This window comes from Streptomyces sp. NPDC050610 (assembly GCF_040654875.1).
In the GTDB taxonomy this organism is placed as follows: Bacteria; Actinomycetota; Actinomycetes; order Streptomycetales; family Streptomycetaceae; genus Streptomyces.
Genome location: NZ_JBFAIV010000009.1, coordinates 25,009 through 38,949, shown reverse-complemented (window position 1 = coordinate 38,949; position 13,941 = coordinate 25,009). Strand labels below are relative to the sequence as shown.

The window sequence follows — 13,941 nt, the reverse complement described above, 5'->3', positions numbered from 1 at the left end:
CGCACCACCACACCGGCGTCCGCATAGCCATACGCCCCAACGGGCGATCATGCATCGATTGCGGTTACTATTCACCTATTCGGTGGGGTCCGGGCCTGCGTGCCCGGACCCCACCCGCTTGTGCACGACCAGAGAAGAGAACCACCCCATGCCCCCGTCCCGACTACGCGTCAAGTCCCCCGATCTGCTCATAGCCGAGTCCGGCGCGGACCTCGAAGGGCATGGCCTCAAGCGCACCATGGGCCTCTTCCAGCTCGTGTGCTTCGGCGTCGGTGCGATCGTCGGCACCGGCATCTTCGTCGGCCTCTCCGACACCGTCTCCCAAGCCGGCCCGGCGGCCGCGGTCTCCTTTGTGATCGCCGCCGTGACCTGCGTCTTCACCGCCTTCTCCTTCGCGGAGCTGGGCGGCGCGATCCCCGTCTCCGGCTCCTCCTACTCGTACGCCTACGCGACGCTCGGCGAGGGCGCGGCCTTCCTGATCGGCTGGTGCCTGCTGCTGGAGTACGGCGTCTCGGTATCCGCCGTCGCGGTCGGCTGGGGCCAGTATCTGAACGAGCTGCTCGCCGGGCTCACCGGCCACCAGCTGCCCGCCGCCCTGTCCAACGCCCCCGGCGAGGGCGGCGTCGTCAACCTCCCCGCCGTCGTGGTGATGCTGCTCGCCGCGACGCTGCTGGTGCGCGGGGTGCGGGAGAGCGCGCGGGCGACCGCGTTCATGGCCGTACTGAAGATCGCCGTGCTCGTCCTCTTCTGCGCCATCGCGTTCACCGCGTTCAAGGCCGGCCATCTCTCGCCGTTCGCCTCCCACGGCATCGCCGGGGTCACCTCCGGCGCCTCGGTCGCGTTCTTCTCGTACATCGGCTTCGACGCGATCACCACGGCAGGTGAGGAGGTCAAGAACCCGCGGCGCACCATCCCGCTGGCGATCATGATCTGCATCGGCGTCGTCACGCTGCTCTACTGCCTGGTCGCCTTCGCCGCCGTCGGCGCGATGTCCGCCGACGCCGTGGCCGACCGGCCCGCGGCCCTCTCGCTCATCGTCAACCAGGTCACCGGCTCGACCCTCGGCGGCGGCGTCATCGCCTTCGGCGCCGTCGTCGCCATCGCCTCCGTCGTGCTGGCGGTGATGTACGGGCAGACCCGCATCCTCATGTCCATGTCCCGCGACGGCCTGATCCCGCGCGTCTTCGAGCGCATCTCCCCGAAGACCTCGACGCCCGTCGCGGGCACCTGGATCGTCGCCGTGGTCTTCGCGGTGCCCGCCGCGTTCGTACCGCTGGACGTGGTGCTGAACCTGACCACCATCGGCACCCTCGCCGTCATGGCCGTGGTCAACGTCGCCGTGATCGCGCTGCGCCGCACGCGCCCCGATCTGCCGCGGCCCTTCCGGGCCCGGCTCTTCCCGCTCACGCCGCTGCTGGGCGTCGGCTTCTGCCTGTATCTGATGTACGGGACGGGGCCGGCGACCTGGGCGCAGTTCGCCGCCTTCCTGGCGGTCGGCGCGCTCGTGTACGTCTGCTACGGGCGTCCCCGCTCGCGCATCGGCGCCGCCAAGGCGGGTGCGGACGGCCCCCGGGTCCCGGTGGGCGCGGGCGTCAGCACGCCGGGCGGAGAGTGAACCAGACGGCCTTGCCGTGCTCCGTGGCGCGGTAGCCGGACGCCGCGCTCAGCGTACGGATCAGCAGCAGGCCCCGGCCGTGCTCGTCGAGGCTGTCCGGCGAGGGCGACGGCGCGGGGACGCGGCTGTCCAGGCCGCCGACCGGGGCCGGGTCGCGGTCGTGCACCTCGACCTGGCAGCCGGTCTCCAGCAGCTCCACCACCAGCTCTATCGGGTGGTCGCCGCCCGTGTGCTCCACCGCGTTGGCCACCAGCTCCGCCGTGAGCAGCTCCGCCGTGTCGCTGTCCGCCGCCGCCTCGATGTCCGTGAGCGCACTGCGGATCAGAGCGCGTGCGATCGGCACGGCGGCCGTGGTGTGCGGCAGGAAGATGCGCCAGAAGGCCGGGCGGGCGGTGTCGGGCAACGTATCGGTCCGTTCGTCGAAGGACGTGAGGAAGGAGTCGTGGGTGGACTCTTTCCGCCTTCAACAGTACGAAACGGGCGCTGGTGGTGTCAGAGTCCCCGGTCCGCGGCTTATGGGACTTCCGGCCCTCTCGGAATCGGCTCGATATCGGCCCGGCATCGGCCCCGCTGCCTGGAGGCCGCACCGCCCCGGTATCGCGCCCCGGTATCCAGTCCCGGTATCGCGCCCCAGTATCCAGTCCCGGTATCGCGCACTCGTGACGACGGTCACGCTTCGGTGATAACTTCGGAAGGCAGGCAGCACCAGCCGTCCGGCTGAAGGAGGCCGTGCTCCATGAGTCCGTTCACCGGTTCCGCGCACCGCACCGAAGCCGAGGAGTGGCGGCATCTGCGCCTCTCCCTCGACAACGGCGTCGCGACCGTCACCCTCGCCCGCCCCGAGAAGCTCAACGCCCTCACCTTCGGCGCCTACGCCGATCTCCGCGACCTCCTCCCGGAGCTGGCCCGCGACGGTTCCGTACGGAGCCTCGTGCTCGGCGGCGAGGGCCGCGGCTTCTGCTCCGGCGGCGACGTCGACGACATCATCGGCGCCACCCTGGCCATGGACACGGGCGAGCTCCTCGACTTCAACCGGATGACCGGCCAGGTCGTACGGGCGCTGCGCGAATGCCCCTTCCCCGTGGTCGCCGCGGTGCACGGCGTCGCCGCGGGCGCGGGCGCCGTCCTCGCCCTGGCCGCGGACTTCCGGGTCGCCGACCCGTCCGCCCGCTTCGCGTTCCTGTTCACCCGCGTCGGGCTATCCGGCGGCGACATGGGCGCCGCCTATCTGCTGCCGCGCGTCGTCGGCCTCGGGCACGCGACCCGGCTGCTGATGCTCGGCGAGCCGGTACGCGCCCCGGAGGCCGAGCGGATCGGCCTGATCAGCGAGCTGGTCGACGAGGGGCGGGCCCCGGCCGCGGCCGCCACCCTCGCCCGCCGCCTCGCCGAGGGCCCCGCCCTCGCCTACGCGCAGACCAAGGCGCTGCTCACCGCCGAACTCGACATGCCGCTGTCCGCCGCCGTCGAGATGGACGCGGCGACCCAGGCGCTGCTGATGAACAGCGCCGACTACGCCGAGTTCCACGCCGCGTTCGCCGAGAAGCGCCCGCCGAAATGGCAGGGGCGGTAGTGGCCGCGGCGGGAACGGCCGGAACGGGAGGACCGGGAGGAGCAGCGGGACCGGCAGCGGCAGCCGCCACCCGTATCGCCGTCATCGGCGGCGGCCCCGGCGGCCTCTACGCCGCCGCCCTGCTCAAGCGCCTCGACCCCCGGCGCGAGATCACCGTCTGGGAGCGCAACGCCCCCGACGACACCTTCGGCTTCGGCGTCGTCCTCTCCGACGAGACGCTCGGCGGCATCGAACACGCCGACCCCGTCGTCTACCGCGCGCTGCAAGACGAGTTCGTGCGCTGGGACGACATCGACGTGGTCCACCGCGGCACCGTCCAGCGCTCCGGCGGCCACGGCTTCGCCGCCCTCGGCCGCCGCCGGCTTCTGGAGATCCTGCACGAGCGGTGCGCCTCGCTCGGCGTCGAGCTGCGCTTCCGTACGCAGGCGCCGCCCGCCGCCGCGCTGGCCCGCTCGTACGACCTGGTCATCGCCGCCGACGGGGTGCACAGCCTCACCCGCGACGCCCACCGCGACGCCTTCCGGCCGCGCGTGACCACGCACCGCTGCCGCTACATCTGGCTCGCCGCCGACTTCGCCTTCGACGCCTTCCGCTTCGAGACCGCCGAGACGGAACACGGCATCGTCCAGCTGCACGGCTACCCCTACGCCCGCTCCGAGGCGGGCGGCGCCGGCGCCTCCACCGTCATCGTCGAGATGCGCGAAGAGGTCTGGCGCGCCGCCGGCCTCGACCGCTGCGACGAACAGGGCTCCATCGACCAGTGCGGCAAGCTCTTCGCCGACACTCTCGGCGGCCGCCCGCTGCGCGGCAACAACTCCAGCTGGACCGCCTTCCGCACGGTCGTCAACGAGCACTGGTCGCACGGCCACACCGTCCTGATCGGCGACGCCGCGCACACCGCGCACTTCTCCATCGGCTCCGGCACCAAGCTCGCCGTCGAGGACGCCCTCGCGCTCGCCGCCTGCCTCACCGAGCGGCCCACCGTCGCCGAGGCGCTCGCCGCGTACGAGGCCGAGCGCCGCCCCGTCGTGCAGTCCACCCAGCGCGCGGCCCGCGCCAGCCTCGAATGGTTCGAGGACCTCGCGGTCTACGCCGGCCAGCCGCCCCGCCAGTTCGCCTTCAACCTCCTCACCCGCAGCCGCCGCGTCACCCACGACAACCTGCGGCTGCGCGACGCGGAGTTCGTCGGCTCCGTCGAGCGCGAAGCGGCCGTGCCGCCCGGCACGCCGCCCATGTTCACGCCCCTGGCCCTGCGCGGGCTGACCCTGCGCAACCGCGTCGTCGTCTCGCCGATGGACATGTACAGCGCCGAGGACGGCGTGCCCGGCGACTTCCACCTCGTCCACCTCGGCGCCCGCGCCCTCGGCGGCGCGGGCCTGGTCATGACCGAGATGATCTGCGTCAGCGAGCGGGGCCGCATCACCCCGGGCTGCGCCGGCCTGTACGCGCCCGAGCACGAGCGGGCCTGGCGGCGCGTCACCGACTTCGTGCACGCGAGCGCGCCCGGCACCGCCATCGGCGCCCAGATAGGCCACTCCGGCCGCAAGGGCTCCACCCGCCTCATGTGGGACGGCATCGACCAGCCCCTGCCGGACGGCAACTGGCCGCTGGAGGCGCCCTCGCCACTGCCGTACCGCCCCGGCGTCAACCAGACCCCGCACGCGCTCGACCACGCCGGACTGGCGGCCGTACGCGAGCAGTTCGTACGATCCGCCGAGGCCGCCGACCGCGCCGGGTTCGACCTCCTGGAACTCCACTGCGCGCACGGCTACCTGCTCTCCTCCTTCCTCTCCCCGCTCACCAACCGGCGCACCGACGCCTACGGCGGGGACCTCGCAGCCCGGCTGCGCTACCCCCTCGAAGTGTTCGACGCCGTACGGGCCGTATGGCCCGCCGAGAAGCCTATGACCGTCCGCATCTCCGCGACCGACTGGGCCGAGGGCGGCACCACCGGGGACGACGCCGTCGAGACCGCCCGCGCCTTCGCGGCCCACGGCGCCGACGCCATCGACGTCTCCACCGGCCAGGTCGTCCCCGACGAGGCCCCGGACTTCGGCCGCTCGTACCAGACGCCGTATGCCGACCGGATACGCAACACGCTGGGCGTACCGGTCGTCGCGGTGGGCGCCATCTCCTCCTGGGACGACGTCAACTCCCTTGTCCTGGCGGGCCGTGCCGACCTCTGCGCCCTGGCCCGCCCGCACCTCTACGACCCGCAGTGGACCCTGCACGCCGCCGCCGACCAGTCCTATACGGGCCCCGGCGCGCCCTGGCCCCTGCCCTATCGGGCGGGGAGCCGCACACCTCCGACGGGCCGCACGGACGGCCCCAAGCCGAGGCTCACCCTCCACACGTGACGGGCCGTCAGGACGCGACGGGAAGTCAAGACATGACGGGAAGTCAAGACATGACGGGGAGTCAAGACATGACGGGCCGTCAAAGCAGCCACTGCGCCGCGTACACCGCGCCCGCGTCGCGCAGCTTGCGGTGCAGCGCGCCGAACACGTCGGCCGCCCGCGCGCCCGGCCAGTCCGGCGGCAGCAGCGCGGGCGGCAGCCCCGGGTCCGCGTAGGGCAGCCGCCGCCAGGAGTCCAGCGCCAGCAGGTAGTCCCGGTAGGCGTCCGCGGGCGGTACGACCCGGCGGCGCGTCCAGCGGTCCAGCACCGGCTCGTGCGCGTCCAGAAAGGCCTGGTGCCGCTTGGCCAGCCCGGCCAGGTCCCACCACCGCGCGACCGCCGCGGCCGTCGGTTCGAACCCGGCGTGCTCGCCCCGGAAGAGGTCCACATAGCCGGCCAGCCCCAGCCGCTCCAAGGTGTGCCGCGTCTCGTCGTGGACGTGCGCCGGGGCGATCCACACCCCCGGCGCCGCCGTGCCGAACCCCAGCCGGGCCAGCCGCGAACGCAGCAGATGCCGCTTGTTGCGCTCCTCCTCCGGCACCGAGAAGACCGCGAGGAGCCAGCCGTCGCCGCAGCGTGCAGGGGGCCGGGTGTAGATGCGCCGGTCGCCGTCGTCGAGCAGTTGCCGGGCGTCGGGGGAGAGCGCGTAGCCGGCCGCCCCGCTCTCCGTACGGTCCGCGACGAGCAGTCCGCGCCGCTTCAGCCGGGAGACCGCCGACCGCACCGAGGGCGCGTCCACGCCCACGGCGCCCAGCAGCCGGATGAGGGCGGCGACCGGCACCGGGCCGGCGGGGGAGTGGGCGTCCCCGCGCCCGTACGCGCCGTAGAACGTGACGATGAGGGAACGGGGAGCGTGCTGGTCAGTCACGGGGAAACTGTAAAGCGCCGCCGCGCAGCCGAAAGCGCTGGAGCTTGCCGGTCGGCGTGCGGGGCAGCGCCTCGACGAACACGATGTCGCGCGGACACTTGAAGGGCGCGATCTGCTTCTTGGTGAACTCGCGGAGCGCGGCCACGGTCTCCGCGGTGCCCGCCACGCCCGGCCGGAGCACCACATGGGCGACGGCGATCTCTCCGCGCTCCTCGTCCGGCCGCCCCACCACCGCCACCTCGGCCACATCGGGGTGGAGGGCCAGCGCGTCCTCGACCTCGGGGCCCGCGATGTTGTACCCGGCCGAGATGATCATGTCGTCGGCGCGCGCCACGTAGCGGAAGTAGCCGTCGGGTTCGCGGACGTAGGTGTCGCCCGTCAGATTCCAGCCGCCCTGTACGTACCCGCGCTGGCGTTCGTCCGCCAGATAGCGGCAGCCCGTGGGCCCGCGCACCGCGAGCAGCCCCGGCGAGCCGTCCGCCACCGGCCGCCCGTCCGCCCCGACCACCCGCGCCTGGAACCCGGGCACGGCGACGCCCGTCGTGCCCGGCCGGATGTCGTCGTCGGCGGCCGAGATGAAGATGTGCAGCATCTCGGTCGCCCCTATGCCGTTGATGACGCGCAGGCCGGTGGCCCGGTGCCAGTCGCGCCACAGGGCGGCGGGCAGATTCTCCCCGGCGGACACGCACCGGCGCAGCGACGACGTGTCGTACGAGCCGAGCTTGCCGAGCATCGCGCGGTAGGCGGTGGGCGCGGTGAACAGCACGGAGACGCGGTGTTCCTCGATGTGGGCGAGCAGCCGTTCGGGGCCGGCGCGGTCCACGAGCAGCGCGCAGGCGCCCGCGCGCAGCGGGAAGATCACCAGTCCGCCCAGCCCGAAGGTGAAGCCCAGCGGCGGGCTGCCCGCGAACACGTCGGTGGGCCGGGGCCGCAGCACGTGTGCCGAGAAGGTGTCGGCGATGGCCAGCACATCGCGGTGGAAGTGCATACAGCCCTTGGGCCGGCCCGTCGTGCCCGAGGTGAAGGCGATCAGCGCCACGTCGTCGGCGGCGGTCGCCACCGGCTCGTACGACGCGGGCTTGCCGTCGGCCAGCCGCAGCAGGTCGTCGGGGCCCTCGCCGTCGAACGCCGTGACGCGCAGCCCCGGCACGTCCGCCCGCGCGAGATCGTCGAGGCAGCCGGCGTCGCACAGCGCGTGCCGTATGCGGGCGATCCCGCAGATCGTCGCCAGCTCGGCGGAGCGCTGCGCGGCCAGCACCGTGACGGCCACCGCGCCCGCCTTCATCACCGCGAGCCAGCAGGCCGCCAACCACGGCGAGGTGGGCCCGCGCAACAGCACCCGGTTGCCGGGCACCACCCCGAGATCGGCGGTGAGTACGTGCGCTATCCGGTCGACATGGCCGCGCAGCTCGTCGTACGACCAGACGCCGCCCGCCCCGTCCAGCACGGCCGGGCGCCCGGAGTCCGGGCCGAGCCGCCGCACGGTGGCGTCGAGGAGTTCGGCGCCGCAGTTGAGCCGTTCGGGGTACTGCGGCGCGGGCGGCTCGTGGAGCAGCTCCGGCCACTCGTCGGCGGGCGGCAGGTGATCGCGCGGAAAGGTGTCGACGTGGGCCGAAGGACTGAGCTCCATGACGCATGCGCCCCCTTGCGCCGAAAAGGGAAGTGGGGGTCTTGCAGGCAGCGACGATCCGATGTCAGCGTAACGTCTTGGTGACGGCAGTCAACAGACCGCGATAAAGGAGGCGCCCGGTGACCACCCCCTTCGCACTGGAGCCGCACCAGCGACAGTGGTGCGCCGAACTGCGCGCCCTCACCGCCGGACAGCTCCGCCCACTCGCCTCCGACGGCACCCCCGGCCGCGTCAACCGGCCGCTCGTCGCCGCCCTGGGCGAACTGGGGCTGCTGGCACGGGTCTTCCCCGCCGAGGGGCCCGTACGCGCCATGGACCTCTGCCTGCTGCGCGAATCACTCGCCGCCGAATGCACCGAGGCCGAGACGGCCCTCGCCCTCCAGGGCCTCGGCGCGTACCCCGTCGCCCTCTCCGGGACCGCCGAACAGCGCGCCCGCTGGCTGCCGGAGGTCGTCGCGGGCCGCGCGGTCGCCGCCTTCGCGCTCAGCGAGCCCGACGCCGGGTCCGACGCCGCCGCCCTGGCCCTGCGCGCCGACCCGGACGGCCCCGGCCGGTGGCGGCTTACCGGTGAGAAGTGCTGGATCTCCAACGCCCCCGAGGCCGACTTCTGCACCGTCTTCGCCCGTACGACCGAGGGCGCGGGAGCCCGCGGCGTGACCGCCTTCGTCGTACCCGCCGACCGCCCCGGCCTCACCGGCGCGCCGCTCGACATGCTCAGCCCGCACCCCATCGGCACCCTCGCCTTCGACGCCGTCCCCGTCACCCGCGACGACCTGCTCGGCGAGGCCGACGCCGGCTTCCGCGTCGCCATGCGCACGCTCAACCTCTTCCGGCCCAGCGTCGGCGCGTTCGCGATCGGCATGGCCCAGGCCGCGCTCGACGCGGCGGTGCGCCACGCGGGGGAGCGGCAGGCTTTCGGCGGCCCCCTCAAGGACCTCCAGGCCGTCTCCCACCAGCTCGCCGAGATGGCCACCCGCACCGAGGCCGCACGGCTGCTCGTGTACGCGGCCGCCGCGGCGTACGACGCGGGGGCGCCCGGCGTCGCGAGCAGCTCCGCCATGGCCAAGCTGCTCGCCACCGAGACGGCCCAGTACGTGGTGGACGCCGCCGTCCAGCTCCACGGCGCGCGTGCGCTGCGCCACGGCCATCTGCTGGAACACCTCTACCGGGAGGTGCGCGCGCCGCGCATCTACGAGGGGGCGAGCGAGGTGCAGCGGACGATCATCGCCAAGGAGCTGTATCGGGGGCGGGCGGGGGTCGGTTTTGGGGCTGGGGCCGGGGCTGGGGCCGAGGTCGAGGTTGGGGCCAAGGCCGGTTCCGAGCCGGGCGGGGAGCCGCGGTGAGAGTCCCGAGAAAGCCCCTTGGAAAGCCCCGAGAGAGTCCGGAGAAAGCTCCGAGACAGTCCTGAGAAAGTCCCGAGAAGGAGAGGACCGATGACCGATGAAGGACGAGGCCGCTGAGCAGGAGCTGGTGCGGATCAACCCGGCGGAGCTGTCCCCGCCCACCGGATTCACGCACGCCGTGACCGCCACGGGCGGCCGGCTCGTCTTCCTGGCCGGGCAGACCGCCCTCGACGGGGACGGCAAGGTCATCGAAGGCGGCCTGGCGACGCAGTTCGAGCAGGCGCTGACCAATCTGCTGGCGGCCCTGCGTGCGGCGGGCGGGCGGCCCGACCAGCTCGCCCGCGTCACGGTGTACGCCACGGACGTGGCCGAGTACCGCGCGCACGCGCCCGAACTCGGCCGCGTATGGCGGAGGCTGGCCGGTAGCGACTACCCGGCGATGGCCGTCATCGGGGCGGCGAGGCTCTGGGACGAACAGGCGATGGTGGAGCTGGACGGCATCGCGGTCCTGCCGTGAGCGACGCGGGTCACTTGTCCCCGCCCGCCGCGCCCTCGCCGCCCTCCGATCCCTCCTCGCCCTGGGAGCGGGCGGCGGCGAAGCCGCGCAGCCAGGGGGCCCGCAGGGGGTGGCCGGCCGGGTACGGGCAGTCCGCGCTGCCCTCGCCCAGCTCGTGGGCCAGCCGCCCTTCCTTGAGCGCCGCCACCAATTCGCCGCGTGCCGCCATTGATCTCCGCCTCCCGATTCCGACCCGGCCCGTCGTGTCTCGTCGCGGCCCGATTCGCCGCGACCCGTTCCGCCCGGTGTCGTACATAAGTTTGGCGTCTCCCCTCATGATCGGGTAGACCAGGAAGGTGCTGTTTCGCCAACTCGAATATCTGGTGGCGCTGTCGCGCGAGCGGCACTTCGCCCGCGCCGCGCAGGCGTGCTATGTCTCCCAGCCGGCCCTTTCCGAGGCCGTACGGAAGCTGGAGGACGAACTCGGCGTGCCCCTGGTCCGCCGGGGCCGGAAGTTCGAGAGCCTCACGCCGGAGGGCGAACGCATCGTCCTGTGGGCCCAGCGCATCCTCGCCGATCGCGACGCCCTCACCGACGAGGTCGACGCCCTGCGCACGGGCCTCAGCGGACAACTCCGCATCGGTTCCGTGCCGACCGCCTCGACGGCCGTATCGCTGCTCACGGAGCCTTTCTGCACGGAACATCCGCTGGCGAGCGTGCGCGTTCTCTCCGATCTCAGATCGGAGGACGTGCTCAGTAAGATCCAGGATTTCGAGATCGACGCCGGAATTACTTATCTGCGCGCCGGAATTTCGGAGAAATTTCAGGTGGTGCCGCTTTATCGGGAGCGCTATGTGCTGCTGACCGGTACGGCCGTGGGTCGCCCCGGAGCCCGTAGCGCGACGTGGGCGGAGGCGGCCCGGCTGCCGCTGTGCCTGTTGGTCGGCACGATGCAGGGCCGCCGTGTGCTGGACGAGATCTTCGAGGCGGCGGGTGCGCGGGCGGAGCCGGAGGTGGAGACCGATTCGGTGGCGTCCCTGTTCGCCCACGTCAGAACGGGCCGCTGGGTGGGTGTCGTGCCGTACGCCTGGCTGCACGTCTTCGGCGTGCCGCGCGGGATGCGGGTGCTGCCGTTGGTGGAGCCGGACCACACGGTGCCGATGGGGCTGGTGACCACGGTGCGGGAGCCGGGGTCGGTGATGGCGAGGGCGCTGGCGGAGCTGGCGCGCAAGACGGATGTGGCGGCGGTGCTGGAACGCTTGCCGACGGACTCGCTGACGCCGTGAGCCCACGACCCCACGAGCCCAGGACCCCACGACCTCACGAGGTCCGGAGGCCATGAAGCAGGGCCTACGCGACCCTTCCCGACCGTGATAGGCCGAACTTATCAGGTATTCCAAAATGCCTCTTTGACGGTGCTCCGGAACGGGGCCAGGGTGGAATCAGTTCGGAATTCGGCGCACCGCCGGATGAACATCCGACTGCTTCCACAGGAGTAATGATGGCCAAGATCGTGTGTGTTCTGTACCCGGACCCGGTGGACGGTTTTCCGCCGAAGTACGCTCGCGACGACATTCCGGCCGTGAACGGCTACCCCGGCGGTCAGACCACGCCCACCCCCGACGCCGTGGACTTCACCCCCGGCGAACTGCTCGGCAGCGTCTCGGGCGAACTCGGCCTCCGCAAGTTCCTCGAAGAGCGCGGCCACACCCTCGTCGTCACCTCCGACAAGGAGGGACCGGACTCCGAGCTGGAGCGCGAACTCCCCGACGCCGATGTCGTCATCTCCCAGCCGTTCTGGCCCGCCTACCTCTCCAAGGCGCGCATCGCGAAGGCCCCCAACCTCAAGCTCGCCATCACCGCGGGCATCGGTTCGGACCACGTGGACCTGGACGCGGCCATCGAGCGCGGCATGACCGTGGCGGAGGTGACGTACAGCAACAGCATCAGCGTCGCGGAACACGCGGTGATGCAGATCCTCGCGCTGGTCCGCAACTACCTCCCCTCCCACAAGTGGGCGGCCGAGGGCGGCTGGAACATCGCCGACTGCGTGACCAACGCGTACGACCTGGAAGGCATGAACGTCGGCGTCATAGCCGCCGGCCGGATCGGCATCGCGGTACTGCGCCGCCTCGCGCCGTTCGACGTCAACCTTCACTACACCGACAAGCGCCAACTGCCGCGCGAGATCGAGGAGGAGCTGGGGCTGACGTACCACCCGGACGCGCAGTCGCTGGCCCGCGCCGTCGACGTGGTGTCCATCCACTGCCCGCTGCACCCGGAGACCGAGCGCCTCTTCGACGAGAAGCTCATCGGCAGCATGAAGCGCGGCTCGTACATCATCAACACCGCCCGCGCCCAGATCGTCGACCAGGACGCGGTGACCGCCGCCCTCAAGTCCGGCCAGCTGGCGGGCTACGCGGGCGACGTCTGGTACCCGCAGCCCGCCCCCGCCGACCACCCCTGGCGCACCGCCCCCCACAACGGCATGACCCCGCACGTCTCCGGCACCACGCTCTCCGCCCAGGCCCGGTACGCCGCGGGCACCCGCGAGATCCTGGAGGACTTCCTGGCCGAGCGCCCGATCCGCGACGAATACCTCATCGTCGACGGCGGCAGCCTGGCCGGCACCGGCGCGGCCTCGTACACAGCAGGCGGCGGCACGGCCCCGGGCGTCAGCGCGTAACCCTCACCACCCCTCCCGCAGGCAGAACGGGCCGGACGGCACACCAGCCACCCGGCCCGCTGTGCTGCGCGCGCAAACATCCGAGCACTGGACCTGGCGCCCCCATGCCCCCGGTGATCGCCCGCGCGTACTGCCAGGTGCTCCCCGCCTGCGCGAGCTGATACTGCGTCGAGAACGGGTACTTCGGGTCCTTGTGATCGGCGCCCTGATAAAGGGTGACCGAACCATCCGACCAGCGGACGACCATGTCCATGTGCCGCTTGCCGCCGGCCGAGCCGCCCGTGAGGTAGCCCGAGGCCAGTGACAGTCCGGCGATGATGCCGGTCGCGAGAAAACCCGTCGCCTACCCAGAGCGTGCAGCCTTGCCAGGCATGTGTCTTTCTTGACTATTTCTTTGGGATTTAGGGTGCAACTTGATGACCATGGTAGTTGGCGCGGCCGTCACTTCTTGGCGACGATCTCCAGCAGAGTAAAATCGGGCCCCTGGGAGCCGGAGACCTCTCCGGTCGAGGTCCACTTGTCCTTGTCCAACCTGAAGGATTTCTCAGAAACAGCCGTGATCATGTTGAGGTTGACTGCGTAGTCATTGCCCTTGGCTGTGTACGCAGCGGGCAGCTTCAGGGTCAAGTATCCTGCTTTCCCGGTGACGCGGAAGCAGTAGGGCCGCTGAACGGACGGTGCCGGTCGTTAATCAGGCGATCTCTCCGCTCGTGGGGTTGTTTACTTGGTGGTATGACGCAATTCGCATGAAGCGCGAGTAGGTGGCAGTCGCATGGATGGTTCACAATGTCGCAGTGTTTGTCACTTGTCGTGCTGAGATCCGATAAGACAGCAAGATGCGGGGCCCCGCGGTGAGGCCCCCGCAGAGCAAAGGGAAAAGACATGCAGCTTCCGTCCGTTCCGCTGAATATCTGGTGGGGCGCATCCGTCGTGGTGACAGCAATTTTTTTGGTTTTCTTTATTCCGCTCATGCCGAACCAGCAGTACAGAGTTCGGATGCTCCTTGCCCCTGCGCTTGTTATCGCATTCTGTATAATCGCCTCCTTAGCGAAGGGGTTTGGCGTCGGGGAGCTGCTCCCGATCTACTCTTTTGTGGTCCTGGCGTTTCCTGTTGGCTTCATCGGTCATCGGGCGGAGGTCAAGAGGAGATATCAGGATAGGGTGACGAACGGTGAGGGGCCGGCTAACGGCCTGTCCATGGGTTTGCAGTTGCAGCTGGTCTTGGTGATGGCGGTCGCCGCTTCTTTCGGGGCACTCTTTTCCATGTCGGCGTCGTGACGAGATCAAGTGGGCCCGGGTGTCGGGCGCTGCTGACATTTGGAGAATGGCGTGCAACC

General features: G+C 71.3%; 13 protein-coding genes. 8 read left to right on the top strand and 5 right to left on the bottom strand.

Going from position 1 to position 13,941, the window contains the following annotated elements:
* The first annotated feature begins 148 nt into the window (after window positions 1–148).
* Window positions 149–1,615: an amino acid permease gene (locus tag AB0I22_RS13755; protein WP_363130947.1), complete on the top strand. Its 1,467-nt coding sequence runs from the start codon at window positions 149–151 to the stop codon at window positions 1,613–1,615.
* Here the strand turns inward: AB0I22_RS13755 and AB0I22_RS13750 are convergent.
* Window positions 1,593–2,018: an ATP-binding protein gene (locus AB0I22_RS13750; RefSeq protein ID WP_363130946.1), complete on the bottom strand. Its 426-nt coding sequence runs from the start codon at window positions 2,016–2,018 to the stop codon at window positions 1,593–1,595. The two genes, AB0I22_RS13755 and AB0I22_RS13750, sit on opposite strands and share 23 nt — an antisense overlap.
* Window positions 2,019–2,351: 333 nt before the next feature.
* Between AB0I22_RS13750 and AB0I22_RS13745 the strand changes: the two genes are divergently transcribed.
* Window positions 2,352–3,185 carry an enoyl-CoA hydratase family protein gene (locus AB0I22_RS13745; RefSeq protein ID WP_363130945.1) on the top strand — a complete coding sequence of 278 codons (834 nt, stop codon included), beginning with the start codon at window positions 2,352–2,354 and terminating at the stop codon, window positions 3,183–3,185.
* Entirely contained in the window at window positions 3,170–5,542 is a 2,373-nt protein-coding gene (locus tag AB0I22_RS13740) for a bifunctional salicylyl-CoA 5-hydroxylase/oxidoreductase (RefSeq protein WP_363130944.1), read from the top strand. The genes AB0I22_RS13745 and AB0I22_RS13740 overlap by 16 nt, the downstream gene beginning before the upstream one ends.
* A gap of 79 nt (window positions 5,543–5,621) precedes the next feature.
* Here AB0I22_RS13740 and AB0I22_RS13735 read toward each other — a convergent pair whose 3' ends face one another.
* Both AB0I22_RS13735 and AB0I22_RS13730 read right to left on the bottom strand, forming a co-directional pair.
* Window positions 5,622–6,449: a PaaX family transcriptional regulator C-terminal domain-containing protein gene (locus AB0I22_RS13735; RefSeq protein WP_363130943.1), complete on the bottom strand. Its 828-nt coding sequence runs from the start codon at window positions 6,447–6,449 to the stop codon at window positions 5,622–5,624.
* Window positions 6,442–8,079: an AMP-binding protein gene (locus tag AB0I22_RS13730; RefSeq protein WP_363130942.1), complete on the bottom strand. Its 1,638-nt coding sequence runs from the start codon at window positions 8,077–8,079 to the stop codon at window positions 6,442–6,444. The genes AB0I22_RS13735 and AB0I22_RS13730 overlap by 8 nt, the downstream gene beginning before the upstream one ends.
* A 119-nt stretch (window positions 8,080–8,198) precedes the next feature.
* Here AB0I22_RS13730 and AB0I22_RS13725 point away from each other — a divergent pair, with 119 nt between their 5' ends.
* Together AB0I22_RS13725 and AB0I22_RS13720 are read left to right on the top strand one after the other, a co-directional pair.
* Entirely contained in the window at window positions 8,199–9,422 is a 1,224-nt protein-coding gene (locus tag AB0I22_RS13725) for an acyl-CoA dehydrogenase family protein (protein ID WP_363130941.1), read from the top strand.
* 97 nt (window positions 9,423–9,519) lie between these two features.
* Window positions 9,520–9,939: a RidA family protein gene (locus tag AB0I22_RS13720; protein WP_363130940.1), complete on the top strand. Its 420-nt coding sequence runs from the start codon at window positions 9,520–9,522 to the stop codon at window positions 9,937–9,939.
* Window positions 9,940–9,949: 10 nt separating this feature from the next.
* On the opposite strand, the gene AB0I22_RS13715 is transcribed toward AB0I22_RS13720, so the two are convergent.
* On the bottom strand, window positions 9,950–10,147 hold the full coding sequence (locus tag AB0I22_RS13715) for an Rmf/CrpP family protein (protein ID WP_363130939.1): 198 nt from the start codon (window positions 10,145–10,147) through the stop codon (window positions 9,950–9,952).
* Between the two features lie 127 nt (window positions 10,148–10,274).
* Between AB0I22_RS13715 and AB0I22_RS13710 the strand changes: the two genes are divergently transcribed.
* Entirely contained in the window at window positions 10,275–11,204 is a 930-nt protein-coding gene (locus tag AB0I22_RS13710; RefSeq protein WP_363130938.1) for a LysR family transcriptional regulator, read from the top strand.
* Between the two features lie 215 nt (window positions 11,205–11,419).
* Complete coding sequence (locus AB0I22_RS13705) at window positions 11,420–12,604, top strand: NAD-dependent formate dehydrogenase (RefSeq protein WP_363130937.1); 1,185 nt, start codon at window positions 11,420–11,422, stop codon at window positions 12,602–12,604.
* Between the two features lie 441 nt (window positions 12,605–13,045).
* Here AB0I22_RS13705 and AB0I22_RS13700 read toward each other — a convergent pair whose 3' ends face one another.
* A complete protein-coding gene (locus AB0I22_RS13700; RefSeq protein ID WP_363130936.1) occupies window positions 13,046–13,231 on the bottom strand; it encodes a hypothetical protein in 186 nt (61 codons plus the stop codon).
* 255 nt (window positions 13,232–13,486) lie between these two features.
* Between AB0I22_RS13700 and AB0I22_RS13695 the strand changes: the two genes are divergently transcribed.
* A complete protein-coding gene (locus AB0I22_RS13695; protein ID WP_363130935.1) occupies window positions 13,487–13,882 on the top strand; it encodes a hypothetical protein in 396 nt (131 codons plus the stop codon).
* The last annotated feature ends 59 nt before the right edge of the window (window positions 13,883–13,941 follow it).

Coding starts and splice junctions, on each gene's coding strand:
- AB0I22_RS13755 (WP_363130947.1), top strand. CDS start 149: ATGCCCCCGTCCCGACTACGCGTCAAGTCCCCCGATCTGCTCATAGCC.
- AB0I22_RS13745 (WP_363130945.1), top strand. CDS start 2,352: ATGAGTCCGTTCACCGGTTCCGCGCACCGCACCGAAGCCGAGGAGTGG.
- AB0I22_RS13740 (WP_363130944.1), top strand. CDS start 3,170: ATGGCAGGGGCGGTAGTGGCCGCGGCGGGAACGGCCGGAACGGGAGGA.
- AB0I22_RS13730 (WP_363130942.1), bottom strand. CDS start 8,079: ATGGAGCTCAGTCCTTCGGCCCACGTCGACACCTTTCCGCGCGATCAC.
- AB0I22_RS13720 (WP_363130940.1), top strand. CDS start 9,520: ATGAAGGACGAGGCCGCTGAGCAGGAGCTGGTGCGGATCAACCCGGCG.
- AB0I22_RS13715 (WP_363130939.1), bottom strand. CDS start 10,147: ATGGCGGCACGCGGCGAATTGGTGGCGGCGCTCAAGGAAGGGCGGCTG.
- AB0I22_RS13705 (WP_363130937.1), top strand. CDS start 11,420: ATGGCCAAGATCGTGTGTGTTCTGTACCCGGACCCGGTGGACGGTTTT.
- AB0I22_RS13695 (WP_363130935.1), top strand. CDS start 13,487: ATGCAGCTTCCGTCCGTTCCGCTGAATATCTGGTGGGGCGCATCCGTC.